Raw genomic sequence first — 14,009 nt, forward strand, 5'->3', positions numbered from 1 at the left:
GCCGGCCCTTCCGAACGGACGAACCCGCGCCCACCCACCACGGGCGGGCGCGGGTCCCGATCTCAGTCCCGGCGGGCCGCGAACCGCGTCGGGCGGTCGGCGAACGGCGCGTCGGCCGGACGTGCCGGAGCACGACCCGCCAGCACCGCCTGCGCCGCCAGCAACCCCGACACCGCCGCGCCGTTCACGATCTCACCGCGCAGCACCATCCCCACCGCCTGGTCCAGCGGCACGCGACGGGCCTCGAGGTCGGCTTCCTCCTCGCCCATCAGCTCGCGCTCCACCTCGGTCAGCCCGCGCGCCAGGAACACGCGCACCACCTCGTCGGTGAACCCGGGCGACGCGGCCACGTCGACCAGCGTCGACCAGTCCACCGCCGCGAGCCCGACCTCCTCGACCAGTTCGCGCCGCGCCGCCTCCAGCGGGTGCTCCCCCGCCGAGTCGAGCAGCCCGGCCGGCAGTTCCCACAGCCGCTTGCCCAGCGGGTGCCGGTACTGGTGGATCAACGTCACCAGCCCGTCCGCGTCCACCGCCACCACGGCCACCGCGCCCAGGTGCTCCACGACCTCGCGCGAGGCCACCGCGCCACCGGGCATCACCACGTCGTCCACCCGCAGCCCGACGACGCGCCCGATGTGCACGTCCCGCGTGCCGACCACGGAGAACTCGTGCCGCGTCACTGCGCGGCCCCGGCGGGCAGCGGCAGCCGGTCGGCGAGCCGGTAGTCCAGCGCGGCCTTCACGAACGCCGAGAACAGCGGGTGCGGACGCGTCGGCCGCGACTTGAGCTCGGGGTGGGCCTGCGTCGCCACGAAGAACGGGTGCACGTCGGCCGGCAGCTCGACGAACTCCACCAGCCGCCCGTCGGGCGACGTGCCGGAGAACACCAGCCCGGCGGCCGAGAGCCGGTCGCGGTAGGCGTTGTTCACCTCGTAGCGGTGCCGGTGCCGCTCGGACACCTCGGGCGAGCCGTACGCCAGCGCCACCTGCGACCCCGGCACGAGCGCCGCCGGGTACGCGCCCAGGCGCATCGTGCCGCCCATGTCGCGCTGCCCGGAGACCACGTCCTCCTGGTCGGCCATGGTGCTGATCACCGGCGACCCGGTCTCCTCGAACTCCGCCGAGTTCGCGTCCTCGATGCCCGCGAGGTTCCGCGCCGCCTCGATGACCAGGCACTGGAGGCCCAGGCACAGCCCCAGCAGCGGGATGCCGCGGGTCCGGGCGTGGGTGATCGCGCCGATCTTGCCCTCGATGCCGCGCACCCCGAACCCGCCGGGGATCAGCACGGCGTCCAACCCGGCCAGCGCGTGCGCCGCGCCCGACGGGGTCTGGCACTCGTCCGACGGCACCCACACGACCTCGACCTTGGCGCGGTGCGCGAACCCGCCGGCCCGCAGCGCCTCGGTCACCGAGAGGTAGGCGTCCGGCAGGTCGACGTACTTGCCGACGAGCCCGATCCGCACCTTCTCGGACGGGTTGTGCACGCGGTCGAGCAGGTCGCCCCACACGGTCCAGTCGACGTCGCGGAACGGCAGGCCGAGCCGGCGCACCACGTACGCGTCGAGCCCCTCGCCGTGCAGCACCTTGGGGATGTCGTAGATCGACGGCGCGTCCACGGCCGCCACCACGGCGTCGGTGTCGACGTCGCACATGAGGCCGATCTTGCGCTTGAGCGAGTCCGGGATCTCCCGGTCGGCCCGGCACACGATCGCGTCGGGCTGGATGCCGATGTTGCGCAGCGCGGCCACCGAGTGCTGGGTGGGCTTGGTCTTGAGCTCACCGCTGGGCGCCAGGTACGGGACCAGCGACACGTGCAGGAAGAACACGTTGTCGCGGCCGACGTCGTGGCGCACCTGCCGGGCGGCCTCGAGGAACGGCAGCGACTCGATGTCGCCGACCGTGCCGCCGACCTCGGTGATCACCACGTCCGGGATCTGGCCGTTGGCGTCGGGCTCGGCCATCGCCCGGATCCGGCGCTTGATCTCGTCGGTGATGTGCGGGATCACCTGGACCGTGTCGCCCAGGTACTCGCCGCGCCGCTCCTTGGCGATCACCTCGGAGTACACCTGACCCGTGGTCACGTTGGCCTCGCCGGACAGGTCACGGGCGAGGAACCGCTCGTAGTGACCGATGTCGAGGTCGGTTTCCGCTCCGTCGTCGGTGACGAACACCTCACCGTGCTGGAACGGGTTCATCGTGCCCGGGTCGACGTTCAGGTACGGGTCCAGCTTCTGCATGGTCACCCGCAGACCACGGGAGGTCAGGAGCTGGCCCAGGCTGCTGGCGGTGAGTCCTTTGCCGAGCGAGGACGCGACGCCCCCGGTGACGAAAACGTGCTTGGTCGTGCGTGCCTGAAGCACCAACGAGGCTCCCGTGGTCGAAATGTTCCTGCCCAGGGCTTCAGCCCTGTCCACGGGCCCTAACGCTAACACGCCGTCGGGGCGGTGCCGGCCGGTCCGGGCGGGGCGGGTCGTCCGGGGTTCACCGGGCGTCCACCCGGAGCGGGTTCCCGGGCGTCCTCGACGGACGGGCCGACGACCGCGGACGGTGCCGGTCAGCCTGCCGCGCCCGGTGCCGGCGCCTCGGCGTTGCCCGCCGTGCCGTAGCGGCCCGCCTTGCCGTCCAGCTGTTCCCGCAACGACAGCACCACCACGATCCGCCCCGCCGCCGTGCCCACGTCGTCCACGGTCGTCAGCACCGACGTCGCCGCCGTGTCCGCCCGCACCACGCCCAGCGCGCCGGTCCCGTTCGCCGACCCTTCGCCACCCGCGAGCACCACCCCGGCCCCCGAGCGGTCCAGTTGGGTCGCGAACCTCGCCACCACCGCCGCGCGGTCGCCCGCGGAGTCGCCCGACGCCGCGCCGCCGGTCAGCACCACGGCCAACTGCGCCGGCCGCAACCCCTGACCCGGCTTCACGAAGCCGGCGCTGGTCAACCCGGCCAGGGCGGCCGCCGACTCGGCCTCGGAGGCCTGCGGCTGGTTGTCCTTGTTCAGCAGCAGCAACGCGCCCAGCAGACCACCCGCCCGGGTGCCCGGGTCGGAGCCCGTCGGCAGCTGCACGCCCGCCGGTTGGAGGCGGGCCACCAGGTCCCGGAGCTGGTCGGCCTTGTTCGGGTCGACGAACGAGTCCGTCAGCTGTAGTTCGCCGGAGACCGACGCGCCGGACGCGCGCAGGAGTTCCGCCACCGCGTCGCGGTCGTTCGGCCGGGCGTCGGCCGTGGTGACGAGGACGACCGTGCGGTCGGTCAGCTGGCCGCGCACGGCGAGCGGGCCGACGGAGGTGGCGAAGCTGTCGGCGTCGGTGAGCTTGGCGTTGAGCGCGTTGCGCTCGGACTGGAGGCCCGCGACCTCGCGGCCCAGCGCGCTGTTGTCGTCGGTCAGGCCGGACAGCAGTCGGCCGCTGATCGCGGTCGAGCCCAGGACGACGCCGACGGCCAGCGACAGGAAGACCGCCGTGATCGACACGATGTGGTAGCGCAGCGAGATCACGCGAAGAACCCCTTCACCCAGTCGACCGCGGTCCGGAACCAGTCCACGACCACGTCCACGTACACCTGACCCACACCGGACACCGCGAGCGCCGCGACCATCGCCACGACCGCCGCCAGCACCAGCGAGAGGATCACCCCGAACGACACCCGGCTGCGGTGCAGGGTCGCGACCGCCTCGCCGTCCACCAGCTTGCTGCCGAGCTTCAACCGGGTCAGGAAGGTCGACGGGTTGGAACCCGAGTGACCCCGGTCGAGGAACTCGCGCAGGCCCGCCCGCAGGCCGACCGTCACCACCAGCGACGCGCCGTGCGCCTCGGCGAGCAGCAGCGCCAGGTCCTCCGCGTTGCCCGACGCCGGGAAGGTCACCGCGCCGATGCCCAGGTCCTGGATCCGCTCCAGGCCGGGCGCGTGGCCGTCGGCCTGCGCCGGCACGACCACCTCGGCGCCGGCGCGCAACGCCTCGGTGCCGATGCCGTCCGGGTCGCCGACGATGATGTCCGGCTTGTAGCCCGCGTCGAACAGCGTGTCCGCGCCCGTCTCGACGCCCACCAGCACCGGCCGGTACTCCCGGATGTACTTGCGCAGCCGCCGCAGCTCCTCGGCGTGCCGCGGCCCGCCCGCGACCACCAGCACCTGCCGGTCGCGCACCGGCACGTACACCTCGGGCACGCCCACCCCGTCGAGCACCAGCGCGCGTTCCCGCCGGAGGAACTCGATCGTGTTGGCGGAGAACGCCTCCAGCTGCGCCGCCATGCCGGCCTTCGCCTCGATCAGCGCGTCCGCGACGGACTCGGCGGTCTGCTCGACGCCGCGCGCGACCTCCTTGTCGCCGACGAACACGCCGCCCTCGTGCAGGCGCAGCTTCACGCCCTCCTTGAGCTCGCGCAGCACGCCGGTGCCGACACCGTCCACGAGCGGGATGCCGGACTCGATCAGCACCTCCGGCCCGAGGTTGGGGAACCGCCCGGAGATCGACGGCGACGCGTTGACCACGCCCACCACCCCGGACGCGACCAGCGCCTCCGCCGTGCGCCGGTCCAGGTCGACGTGGTCGAGGACGGCGACGTCACCGGGGCCGAGCCGACGCAGCAGGTCGCCCGAGCGGCGGTCGACCCGCGCGGTGCCCACGGCGCCGGGCAGCGCCTGGTTCGTGCGGCTGAGCAACCCGGGAAGCTTCATGACCCGATGGTGACCCACCACGCCCGCGCACGCGGGCACAACACGCCGAGCCGATCCGGGCTGGTCAGGAACCTCACTGATCCACAGTGGACGCCGGGGGCGCGGCGGTCGCGGAACCGACCGCCGTACTACCCCCCGTGGAGTGATCGGGTTCACCCAGAGGGATGCCGAATGGTGGCGTGGCGTCGTCGTCCTCGCCGTCCACCCGGTAGACGGCGGTACCGGTGAGCCGTGGTCGTGCCGCCGCGTCGGCCGGGTCGACCCGCTGCTGCGCCAGGACCGCGCCGGTGATCGCGAGCACGGCGGCGAGCGCCAACAGCCACACCGCGTCGCCGATGGACCGGCGGTAGCCGGTGTCGGAGACGATCGCGCCCTGGAACGTGCCGTCCGCGGTCGCCCACACCGCCCACGCGGTCGCCGCCTGCGCGCCCGCCGCGGCCATCGCGACCAACCGCCCGATCGCGCCGACCCGTCCGCCCCGCGACACCAGGATCGCGCCGAGGACGAGCAGCGTCGCGGCGGCGAGCAGTCCGTAGCCGTGGACGGGGCCGGTCGGCAGCGGGACGTCGGAGGACGAGGCGTTCTGCGTCGCCGCCTGGTAACCCCACCCGGTCAGGCTCAGGGTCGTCTCCGCCTCCGCGCCCATCGGCGGGGCGATCAGGCTGACGACGGGTTGGAACGATCCCGCCACGCCGAGCACCGCGGCGGCGACCAGCAGGCCCGCGCCCACCGTCCTGCGGATCACTCCGCCTCCCGTTCGCGAGGAGATGGCGACGTCGGGTCCGCGGAAGGGGCCGACGCCGGTTCTCGGAGCGCTGCGGCGGCAGGGTCTCGAGGTGTCGGGGACGGTGGCGGAGTCGGAACCTCCGCTGTGGCCTCGTCCGCGATCTCGGGCTCGGCCGTCTCGGGTTCCGGGATCTCGGGCTCGGCCGTCTCGGGTTCCGCGGTCTCGGGCTCGGCCGTCCCGGGTTCCGAGGTCTCGGGTTCGACTCCGACCGCGGGGGCGGGCTCGGCCGCGAGGGCGGGTCGTGGTCGGGGTGGCCACACCTGGACCAGGACCGCGCCGGTCAGGGCCACGGCGCTCGCGGCCGCCAGGGTCCAGGTGCCGACGCCCACGTAGCGCTCCACGCCGTTGTCGCCCTCGGGCAGGGGGGCGCGGAACACGCTTTCGACCACCGTCGCGGCGGTTCCGGTCGTGCCGGCCAGCACGGCCGCGCCCAGCGCGGAGGTCAAGCGGCCCGTCGCGCCCCAGCGGCCTCGGGTGAAGGCGAGGGCGACGCCGATCAGCAGGAGTCCGGCGCCGGCCACCACCGGCACGCCGAAGAACGGGCTCGTGCCGCGGGCTTCCAGGCCCGTGCCGCCGGGCGCGGTGCTCGCGTCCGACCAGGAGGTGATCACGTACTCGTAGCCGGGACCGATGTGGTCGACCAGGCCGTAGAGCGGGAAGAACGTGCCGACCGCGCCCAGGACCGCGCCGACCACCAGCAGCGCGCCGCCGAACGCCCGGAGTTTCACGGCTTCTCCTCGCCCGGGGACGACTCCGGCAGCACCACCACGTCGGGTCGGGAGACCGCGATCCCGAACGGCGGCGTCGAGGTGTCGTCGTCGTCCAGGTCGTCCAGCACGTGCACCACCGGGCCGCTGCCCGCGACCGCGCGCGGCGCGTGGATCAGCACGGTGCCGAAGCCCGCGACCACCGGCGCGAGCAGCAGGACCCACAGCCCGACCTCGAACGACCGGCCGGCCAGCTGGTCCCCGCCGTCCGACACGAACTCGACCGCGACCGCCAGCACCGACGCCACCGCGCCCAGCAGCAACCCCGTGCCGCCGACCGCCGCGTACCGGGCCGCCGACCGCTGGTGCTCGGGGAGCGCCACCAGTCCCGCCGCGGCGGCCAGCACCAGGGCGGCCACCACCAGCGGCACGCCGAGTTGGGGTGTCGAGCCGATGCCGTCCGCCGGGGGCGACACGGTCACCTCCCACGCCGTCACCGAGACGGAGAACCCCCCGCTCGGGTCCAGGCCGACCGCGCGGTACTCCGGCAGGAACGAGCCGAGCACCGCCAGGACGCCGGACACGGCCAGCAGGACCGCGCCGAGGACGCGCCTGCTCACTTCTTCTTCGCCTTGCGCCGCACCACGGGAACGCTCTCCTTGTCCGCCTTCGCCGCCGCCAGCAACTCCTCGGCGTGCGCGCGGCCGGTGTCGGTCGAGTCCATGCCCGCGAGCATCCGGGCCAGCTCGACCACCCGCTGCGACTCGTCGAGCCGCCGCACACCGCTGCGCGTCAGCACGCCGTCCGCGGTCTTGTCCACCACCAGGTGCCGATCCGCGAACGCCGCCACCTGCGGCAGGTGCGTCACCACGATGACCTGGTGGCTGCGCGCCAGCCGGGCGAGCCTGCGGCCGACCTCGACCGCCGCCCGACCGCCGACACCGGCGTCGACCTCGTCGAACACCAGCGTCGGCACCGGGTCGGAGTGCGACAGCACGACCTCCAGCGCCAGCATCACGCGCGACAACTCGCCACCGGACGCGCCCTTGTGCACGGGCAGCGCCGGCGCGCCGGGGTGCGCGATCAGCCGCAGCTCCACGTCGTCCACGCCGCTCGCGCCCGCGTGCAGCGACCGACCGGCCACCTCCAGCGCCTGCGCGTCACCCTGCTCGGCGACCCGCGGCCGCACCGCGACCTCGACGTTCGCGTGCGGCATGGCGAGTCCGGTCAACTCCTCGGACACCGCCTTGCCCAGCTCGACCGCCGCGTCCACCCGCGCCGCCGTGACGCGCTGCGCGAAGTCCGCCAGCTCGACCGCCAGCTTGTCCCGGCGCGTGGCGAGCGCGGCCAGGGCCTCGTCGGAGGTGTCCAGGCCGGCCAACCGCGAGGACGCGTCCTGCGCCCACGCGATCACCCCGTCGACGTCGGCGGCGTACTTGCGGGTCAACGACTTCAGCTCGGCCTGCCTGGCCAGCACCTGCTCCAGCCGCGCCGGGTCGGCGTCGAGCTGCTCCAGGTAGGAGTTGATCTCCGCGCCGACGTCGGCCAGCAGCGTCTCGGCCTCGACCAGCCGCGGTTCCAGCTCGCGCAGCTTCGGGTCCTCGGACGTGCCGAGCCGCCGCCGCGCCTCGCCGATCAGGCCGAGCGCGCCGGGGTTGTCCGGGTCGCCGTCGGGTGAGCCCGACACCGCGTACCCGGCGCCCGACGCCGACTCGCGCAACTGGTCCGCGTCGGCGAGCCGGCGCGCCTCGTCCACGAGTTCGGTGTCCTCGCCCGGTTTCGGCGCCACCGCGGTGATCTCGGCGAGGCCGTGCCGCAGCAGTTCCGCCTCGCGGGCCAGCTCGCGCGCCCGGCCGGTGCGCTCCACCAGCTCGGTCGCGACGCGCAGCCACTCGTCGCGGATCTTGCGGTACTCCCGCAGCGGGCCGCCGACCTCGTCGCCCGCGAACCGGTCGAGGACCGTGCGCTGCTCGGTGGGTCGCAACAGCCGCAGCTGGTCGTTCTGCCCGTGCACGGCCAGCAGCTGCTCGGCCAGTTCGCCGAGCACACCGACCGGCACCGACCGGCCGCCCAGGTGCGCCCGCGACCGGCCGTCCGACCCGACGGTGCGGATCGCGATCACGCTGCCGTCGTCGTCCGGCTCGCCGCCCACCTCCTCGGCGACCTTGGCGGCGGGGCTGCCGGCGGGCGCGTGGAACCGCCCCTCGACCACCGCCCGCTCCGCGCCGTTGCGCACGCGGGACGCTTCGGCCCGGCCACCACCCAGGAGGTGGAGACCGGTCACGACCATGGTCTTGCCCGCACCGGTCTCGCCGGTGACGACCGTGAAACCCGGGTCGAGTTCAAGGGTGGCCTCGTCGATCACACCGAGGCCCTGGATGCGCATCTCGGCCAGCACAGCGGAAACACTACTGGGCTACACCGACGGAGTGCGGTTTCGGGGGCGGGTGTCCGCCGAAAACCTCGGCCGCGCCTTCAGTCGGCGACCGGGCCGCGCCACCCCTGCACCGGCAGCGAGAACTTCTCCACCAGGCGGTCGGTGAACGGTCCCTCGCGCAACCTGATCAGCCGGATCGGCGTGCTGCTCCCGGCCACCTCGACCCGCGCGCCCGGCGGCAGCTCCACGGTCCGCCGCCCGTCGGCGCACAGCACCGCCGGGTGCCCGCCGGGGTCGACCTCCAGCGCCACGACCGACGCCGGCGACACCACCAGGGGCCGGGCGAACAGCGCGTGCGCGTTGCTCGGCACCACCAGCAGCGCGTGCACGTCCGGCCACACCACCGGTCCGCCCGCGGAGAACGCGTACGCGGTGGACCCGGTCGGCGTCGCCACCAGCACGCCGTCGCAGCCGAACGACGACACCGGGCGACTGTCCACCTCGACCACCACGTCCAGGATGCGCTCGCGCATGCTCTTCTCGACGCTGGCCTCGTTCAACGCCCACGTGCTCGCCAGCAGTTCGCCGTCGAGCGTCGCGGTGACGTCCAGCGTCATCCGCTCCTCGACCCGGTACGTGCGCTCCACGACGTGGTTGATCGCCTCGTACAACGCGTCCGAGTCGGCCTCCGCGAGGAACCCGACGCGCCCGAGGTTCACGCCCAGCACCGGGACACCGGCCGGCCGCGCCACCTCGGCGGCGCGCAGCAGCGTGCCGTCGCCGCCCAGCACGAACACCAACTCGGTGCCCTCGGCGGCTTTCTCGTCCACCGGCACGACGGCGGCGTAGCACGACGGGTCCAGGTCGGACGCCTCGTCCTCCAGCACCCGCAACCGGATGCCGCCCGCCGCGAACCGCGCCGCGACCTCCTGCGCCACCAGGACGTTGCTGCGCCGTCCGGTGTGGACGACCAGCAGGATCTCCCGGGCGCCCGACTCCGGCCCGCGGCTCATCGGGGTCCTTCCGCGACGGCCGTGCGCACCAGTTCCGCCGCGGTGGCGCGGTCGAGCGGCTCGCCGCGGCGCAACCACGCGAAGAACTCGACGTTGCCGGACGGACCGGGCAGCGGGCTCGCGGTCACCCCGTGCAGCCGCAACCCGATGCCGGCCGCGGAGTCCACCACGTCCAGCACCGCCTCGGCGCGCAACTCCGGGTCCCGCACCACACCGCCGGAACCCAACCGCTCCTTGCCGACCTCGAACTGCGGTTTCACCATCGGCACCAGATCGCCCTCCTCGTCGAGGCACGCGGCCAGCGCGGGGAGCACCAGCCTCAACGAGATGAACGAGAGATCGGCCACGACCAGTTCGACGGGACCGCCGATGTCCTCGGGCGTGAGCGACCGGACGTTGGTCCGGTCCTTCACCACGACCCGGTCGTCGGTGCGCAGCCGCCAGTCCAACAACCCGCGGCCGACGTCGGCGGCCACGACCTGGCGCGCGCCGGCGCGCAGCAGCACGTCGGTGAACCCGCCGGTGGACGCGCCCGCGTCGAGGCAGCGCCTGCCCTCGACGGCGATCGCGTCGAACGCCTCCAGCGCGCCCACCAGCTTGTGCGCGCCCCGGGAGGCGTAGTTCGGGTCGTCGGTCTCGCGGACGACCAGCGCGGTGTCGAGTTCGACGGCGGTGGCGGGTTTGGTGGCGACCGTGCCGCGCACCGTCACCCGGCCCTCCGCGACCAGTTGGCTGGCGTGCTCGCGGGAGCGGGCCAGACCGCGGCGGACGAGTTCGGCGTCGAGACGAGCCCTTCGCGGCACCGGCTCACACCTTGTCGATGCCGGCCAGCGCGGCGGTCAGGGCCGTGTGCACGTGGTCGAACACCGGCACGTGCTCGGCCACGTCCACCGCCTCGAGCCCGGCCAACCCGGCGAGCGCGTCGTCAACACCCGCCACCGGATCGCGGGGCGGACCGGGCAGGGGAACCTCGAAGCTCACGGGTTCAAAGGTAGCCGATCGAGCGTGGACAGGTCCGGCGCGACGTGGGTGGGTCGCCACCGCTGAGGCAGCGCCGCCGCCTCGGCCTCGGTCGACACGCCGGTGAGCACCAGCAGCGAATCCATGCCCGCGTTCACCGCGCCCGCGATGTCGGTGTCCAGCCGGTCGCCGACGACCAGGGGTCGCTGCGCGCCCAACGACTTCGCGGCCTGCTCGAGCAGCGGCGTCGCGGGTTTGCCCGCCACCAGCGGCTCGGCGCCGGTCGCCGTGCGCAGCGCCGCGACCAGCGACCCGTTGCCGGGCAGCAGCCCGCGTTCGGTGGGCAGGGTCGCGTCCACGTTGCACGCGATCCACCGCGCGCCGTCCCGGATCGCCACGCACGCCTCGGCCAGTTCGCGCCACCCGAGGTCCTGCGACAACCCCTGCACGACGGCGCGCGCGTCACCTGCCTCGCGAACCGGCTCGAACCCCCGCGACCGCACCTCGTCGGCCAGCGCGGAGGTGCCCAGCACCAGCACCGGCGCGCCGTCCTCGACCAGGCCGACCAGCATCCGCGCGGCGGCCTGCGCGGACGTGGACACCTCTTCGAGCGTCGCTCCGAAGCCGAGTTCGGCCAGGTGGTCGGCGACCTCCTGGGGCGCGCGCGAGGCGTTGTTGGTGACGAACCTGATCCCGAGGCCCGCGCTCCGGGCCTTCGCGACCGCCTCGACCGCGCCGGGCACCGCCTCCCGTCCCCGGTAGACGGTGCCGTCGAGGTCGAGCAGTAGGGCGTCGTAGTCGAAGTTGCGCACGGCTTTCCCCCGGGTGGTCGCGGCGTGTCCGCCCCAGTCTCCCCGACCGCGCCGCCGTGCTCCGGACAAGCCCCCTCAACGACGAATCGCCCGCCCACCGGGGTTTTCCGGTGGACGGGCGATCCGAGGTGTTGCCGAGCGGTCCGGCTCAGTCCTGCGGGCTCAGGTCGAACGCCCGCTCGGCCGCGTCGGTCTCGTTGTCGTCGTCGGCCTGGGCGGCGTTGAGGAACCAGGTCACGGCTTCCTCGGTGCGCCCGGCCGCGGCCAGGTTGTCGGCGTAGGCGTAGAACAGCCTGGCGCTCCACGGGTCCTTGCGCTTCGGGTCGAGGTCGTCACCCTGGAGCGCGACCACGGCCGCGTCCAGCTGACCCATGTCCCGCCGGGCGCCGGCCGCGACGATCCGCAGCTCGACCGCCTCGTCCGGATCGGTCACCGACCCCTGCGACTCCTTGGCGAGGTCGAGCGCCCGCTCGGGCCGACCCAGCGCCCGCTCGCAGTCGGCCATGATCGCGAAGTGCCCGTTGCCGGTCATCCGCCGCGCCGCGCGCAGTTCGGACAGCGCCTCGGCCCACTCGCCCGCGAAGTACGCGGTCAACCCGGCCGCCTCGCGCACCACACCGACCCGCGCCGCCTTGGTACGCGCGTACCGCGCGTGCTCCAGCGCCAACTCGGGCTCGGCGTCGATGAGCAGGCCGGCCGCCGCCAGGTGCCGACCGACGATCTCGGCCAACCCCTTGGGCAACCCGCGCAACTCCTGCTTGACCTCGGGGTCCAACAACGAGATGTCGGCCTCCTCGGGCAACTCGGGCGTCCGCCCGCGCACCGGCTCGAACCGCTCGGCGACGTCGTCCACGACCGCGTCCGAAGACCCGGCGTCGCCCGAAGACTCGACCTCGTCCTCTTCGTCTTCTTCGTCGTCGTCATCGGACTCGTCGTCCGAGTCCTCGAGGTCGTCCTCGTCCTCGAGGTCGTCGTCCCGGTCGTCCTCTTCGGACGCCGAAACGCCACCGCCGGTCACCGAGTCGACAGCCACGACCTCGGCGCCCTCGACGCCCGCGGGGACGTCGACCGCGTCGACACCGTCCACGACCGCGTCGGCGGCCTGCTCGTTCGCGGTCTCGTCCACGTTCGCGACCCGGTCCTGGAACCGCGCGGCCCGCTCACGGCTGCGCTCGTCGCGCCGGTCGTCACGCGGCCGGTCCTCACGAGGACGCTCGTCCCGCCGGTCGTAGCGCGGCCGGTCGTCCCGACGCGGGTACCCGCCACCGGTCCGCTTGTCGTCCCGCTTCGGGTAGCCGGTGCGCTCGCCGGAAGACCGCCCGGCCGAAGCCGGCCGATCCTCGCGAGGCCGGTACTCCCGACGCTCACCACCGCGGTCGTCACGGCGCTGGTAACCACCGCGGTCACCGCCGGACGAGGAACGGTCGTCCCGACGGAACCCACCGCGGTCACCCGACGGCCGGTCGTCCCGACGCGGGTAACCACCGCGATCGGTGCCCCGGTCGTCGCGCGGCCGGTACTCGCGCCGCTCGCCACCCCGGTCGTCCCGACGCGGGTATCCGCCGCGGTCGCCACCGGAGGACGGCCGAGCGTCGTCCCGACGCGGGTAACTCCCACGCTCACCGCCACGGCTGTCGTCACGCGGCCGGAATTCCCGACGCTCGCCACCGCGGTCATCGCGCCGCTGGTACCCACCACGGCTGTCATCACGCTTCGGGTACCCACCGCGGTCACCGGAAGGCCGGTCGTCGCGTCGCTGGTAACCACCGCGGTCACCCGAGGAAGGCCGGTCGTCCCGACGGAACCCACCGCGGTCACCCGACGGCCGGTCGTCACGGCGCTGGTAACCACCGCGGTCACCGCCGGACGAGGAACGGTCGTCACGACGGAACCCGCCACGGTCACCGGAAGGCCGGTCGTCCCGACGCTGGTAACCACCGCGGTCGCCCGACGAGGTCCGATCGTCCCGACGGAACCCACCGCGGTCGCCACCGCGATCACCGCGGCTGTCGTCACGCGGCCGGAATTCCCGACGCTCGCCACCACGATCGTCCCGACGCTGGTACCCGCCGCGGCTGTCGTCACGCGGGCGGTCTTCACGGGGTCGATCGTCACGGCGCTCGAAACGCGGCCGATCACCGGTCCGCTGCGGACGGTCCGAAGACCGGTCGTCACGACGCTCGAAACGCGGACGGTCGTCCCGGCGGTCGGGCTTGGCCCGGTCGTCCCGACGCGGGTAACCACCGGTGCCACCACTGCTGTCGTCCCGGCGCGGGTACCCGGTGCGGTTGTCATCCCGACGGTTGTCGTCACGTCGAGGCCCGTCGCGCCGGTCGTCCCGACGCGGATATCCACCGGACCGCTCGCCACCGCGAGAGTCCCGACCACCACTGCTGCTGCTCTGCTTGCGATCACCCTGGGGGCGGCCACCGTCGGATCGGCGCGGTCGGTCTCCCTGGCCACGCTGACGGTCGCCGCCGGGATTGTCTCCGAACCTCGGCACCTGAAATCCTCTCACATATGGACACGCCGAAAGGGCTTGTGATTTGAGCACATCTGCTGTGCCCCCATCACAAGCCCTTTCAGGGAAGTATGTTCGGCGGCGTCCTACTCTCCCACACCCTCACGAGTGCAGTACCATCGGCGCTGGAAGGCTTAACTACCGGGTTCGGAATGGGACCGG

Annotated in this window: 14 protein-coding genes and 1 rRNA gene; 1 reads left to right on the forward strand and 14 read right to left on the reverse strand. The window is 73.7% G+C overall.

Annotated elements, in window-relative coordinates:
• Nucleotides 1–62 precede the first annotated feature (62 nt).
• The 13 genes from AB0G50_RS30350 to AB0G50_RS30410 all read right to left on the reverse strand — a co-directional run bounded on the left by AB0G50_RS30350 (nt 63) and on the right by AB0G50_RS30410 (nt 12,104).
• Nucleotides 63–680, reverse strand: coding sequence for an NUDIX hydrolase (locus tag AB0G50_RS30350; RefSeq protein ID WP_360115359.1), 618 nt, complete (start codon nt 678–680; stop codon nt 63–65).
• Nucleotides 677–2,362: a CTP synthase gene (locus tag AB0G50_RS30355; protein WP_360115362.1), complete on the reverse strand. Its 1,686-nt coding sequence runs from the start codon at nt 2,360–2,362 to the stop codon at nt 677–679. The genes AB0G50_RS30350 and AB0G50_RS30355 overlap by 4 nt, the downstream gene beginning before the upstream one ends.
• Before the next feature lie 191 nt (nt 2,363–2,553).
• The gene (locus tag AB0G50_RS30360) at nt 2,554–3,489 is read right to left on the reverse strand and encodes a copper transporter (RefSeq protein ID WP_360115364.1); all 936 of its coding nucleotides are present in this window, start codon (nt 3,487–3,489) and stop codon (nt 2,554–2,556) included.
• Entirely contained in the window at nt 3,486–4,670 is a 1,185-nt protein-coding gene (gene steA, locus AB0G50_RS30365; RefSeq protein WP_360115367.1) for a putative cytokinetic ring protein SteA, read from the reverse strand. The genes AB0G50_RS30360 and steA overlap by 4 nt, the downstream gene beginning before the upstream one ends.
• Before the next feature lie 73 nt (nt 4,671–4,743).
• Nucleotides 4,744–5,415, reverse strand: coding sequence for a hypothetical protein (locus tag AB0G50_RS30370; protein WP_360115370.1), 672 nt, complete (start codon nt 5,413–5,415; stop codon nt 4,744–4,746).
• A complete protein-coding gene (locus AB0G50_RS30375; protein WP_360115373.1) occupies nt 5,412–6,185 on the reverse strand; it encodes a hypothetical protein in 774 nt (257 codons plus the stop codon). The genes AB0G50_RS30370 and AB0G50_RS30375 overlap by 4 nt, the downstream gene beginning before the upstream one ends.
• The gene (locus AB0G50_RS30380; RefSeq protein ID WP_360115376.1) at nt 6,182–6,784 is read right to left on the reverse strand and encodes a hypothetical protein; all 603 of its coding nucleotides are present in this window, start codon (nt 6,782–6,784) and stop codon (nt 6,182–6,184) included. The genes AB0G50_RS30375 and AB0G50_RS30380 overlap by 4 nt, the downstream gene beginning before the upstream one ends.
• Nucleotides 6,781–8,562, reverse strand: a complete 1,782-nt coding sequence (recN, locus tag AB0G50_RS30385) for a DNA repair protein RecN (protein ID WP_360115379.1) — start codon at nt 8,560–8,562, stop codon at nt 6,781–6,783. Before recN ends, AB0G50_RS30380 begins: the two co-directional genes overlap by 4 nt.
• Before the next feature lie 77 nt (nt 8,563–8,639).
• Nucleotides 8,640–9,554, reverse strand: coding sequence for an NAD kinase (locus AB0G50_RS30390; protein ID WP_360115382.1), 915 nt, complete (start codon nt 9,552–9,554; stop codon nt 8,640–8,642).
• Nucleotides 9,551–10,357 carry a TlyA family RNA methyltransferase gene (locus AB0G50_RS30395; protein WP_360115384.1) on the reverse strand — a complete coding sequence of 269 codons (807 nt, stop codon included), beginning with the start codon at nt 10,355–10,357 and terminating at the stop codon, nt 9,551–9,553. The genes AB0G50_RS30390 and AB0G50_RS30395 overlap by 4 nt, the downstream gene beginning before the upstream one ends.
• A gap of 4 nt (nt 10,358–10,361) precedes the next feature.
• Nucleotides 10,362–10,535 (reverse strand): hypothetical protein, encoded by a 174-nt coding sequence (locus AB0G50_RS30400; protein WP_360115387.1) that lies wholly within the window; start codon nt 10,533–10,535, stop codon nt 10,362–10,364.
• The gene (locus AB0G50_RS30405) at nt 10,532–11,326 is read right to left on the reverse strand and encodes an HAD-IIA family hydrolase (protein WP_360115390.1); all 795 of its coding nucleotides are present in this window, start codon (nt 11,324–11,326) and stop codon (nt 10,532–10,534) included. Before AB0G50_RS30405 ends, AB0G50_RS30400 begins: the two co-directional genes overlap by 4 nt.
• A 148-nt stretch (nt 11,327–11,474) precedes the next feature.
• Nucleotides 11,475–12,104 (reverse strand): hypothetical protein, encoded by a 630-nt coding sequence (locus AB0G50_RS30410; protein ID WP_360115393.1) that lies wholly within the window; start codon nt 12,102–12,104, stop codon nt 11,475–11,477.
• On the opposite strand from AB0G50_RS30410, the gene AB0G50_RS30415 reads away from it, so the two are divergent.
• The gene (locus AB0G50_RS30415) at nt 12,033–13,871 is read left to right on the forward strand and encodes a hypothetical protein (RefSeq protein WP_360115396.1); all 1,839 of its coding nucleotides are present in this window, start codon (nt 12,033–12,035) and stop codon (nt 13,869–13,871) included. The two genes, AB0G50_RS30410 and AB0G50_RS30415, sit on opposite strands and share 72 nt — an antisense overlap.
• Nucleotides 13,872–13,920: 49 nt before the next feature.
• On the opposite strand, the gene rrf is transcribed toward AB0G50_RS30415, so the two are convergent.
• Nucleotides 13,921–14,009: ribosomal RNA gene (gene rrf / locus AB0G50_RS30420) — 5S ribosomal RNA — on the reverse strand; the annotation flags it as partial.

The organism is Actinosynnema sp. NPDC020468 (genome assembly GCF_040642015.1).
Classification (GTDB): Bacteria; Actinomycetota; Actinomycetes; order Mycobacteriales; family Pseudonocardiaceae; genus Actinosynnema.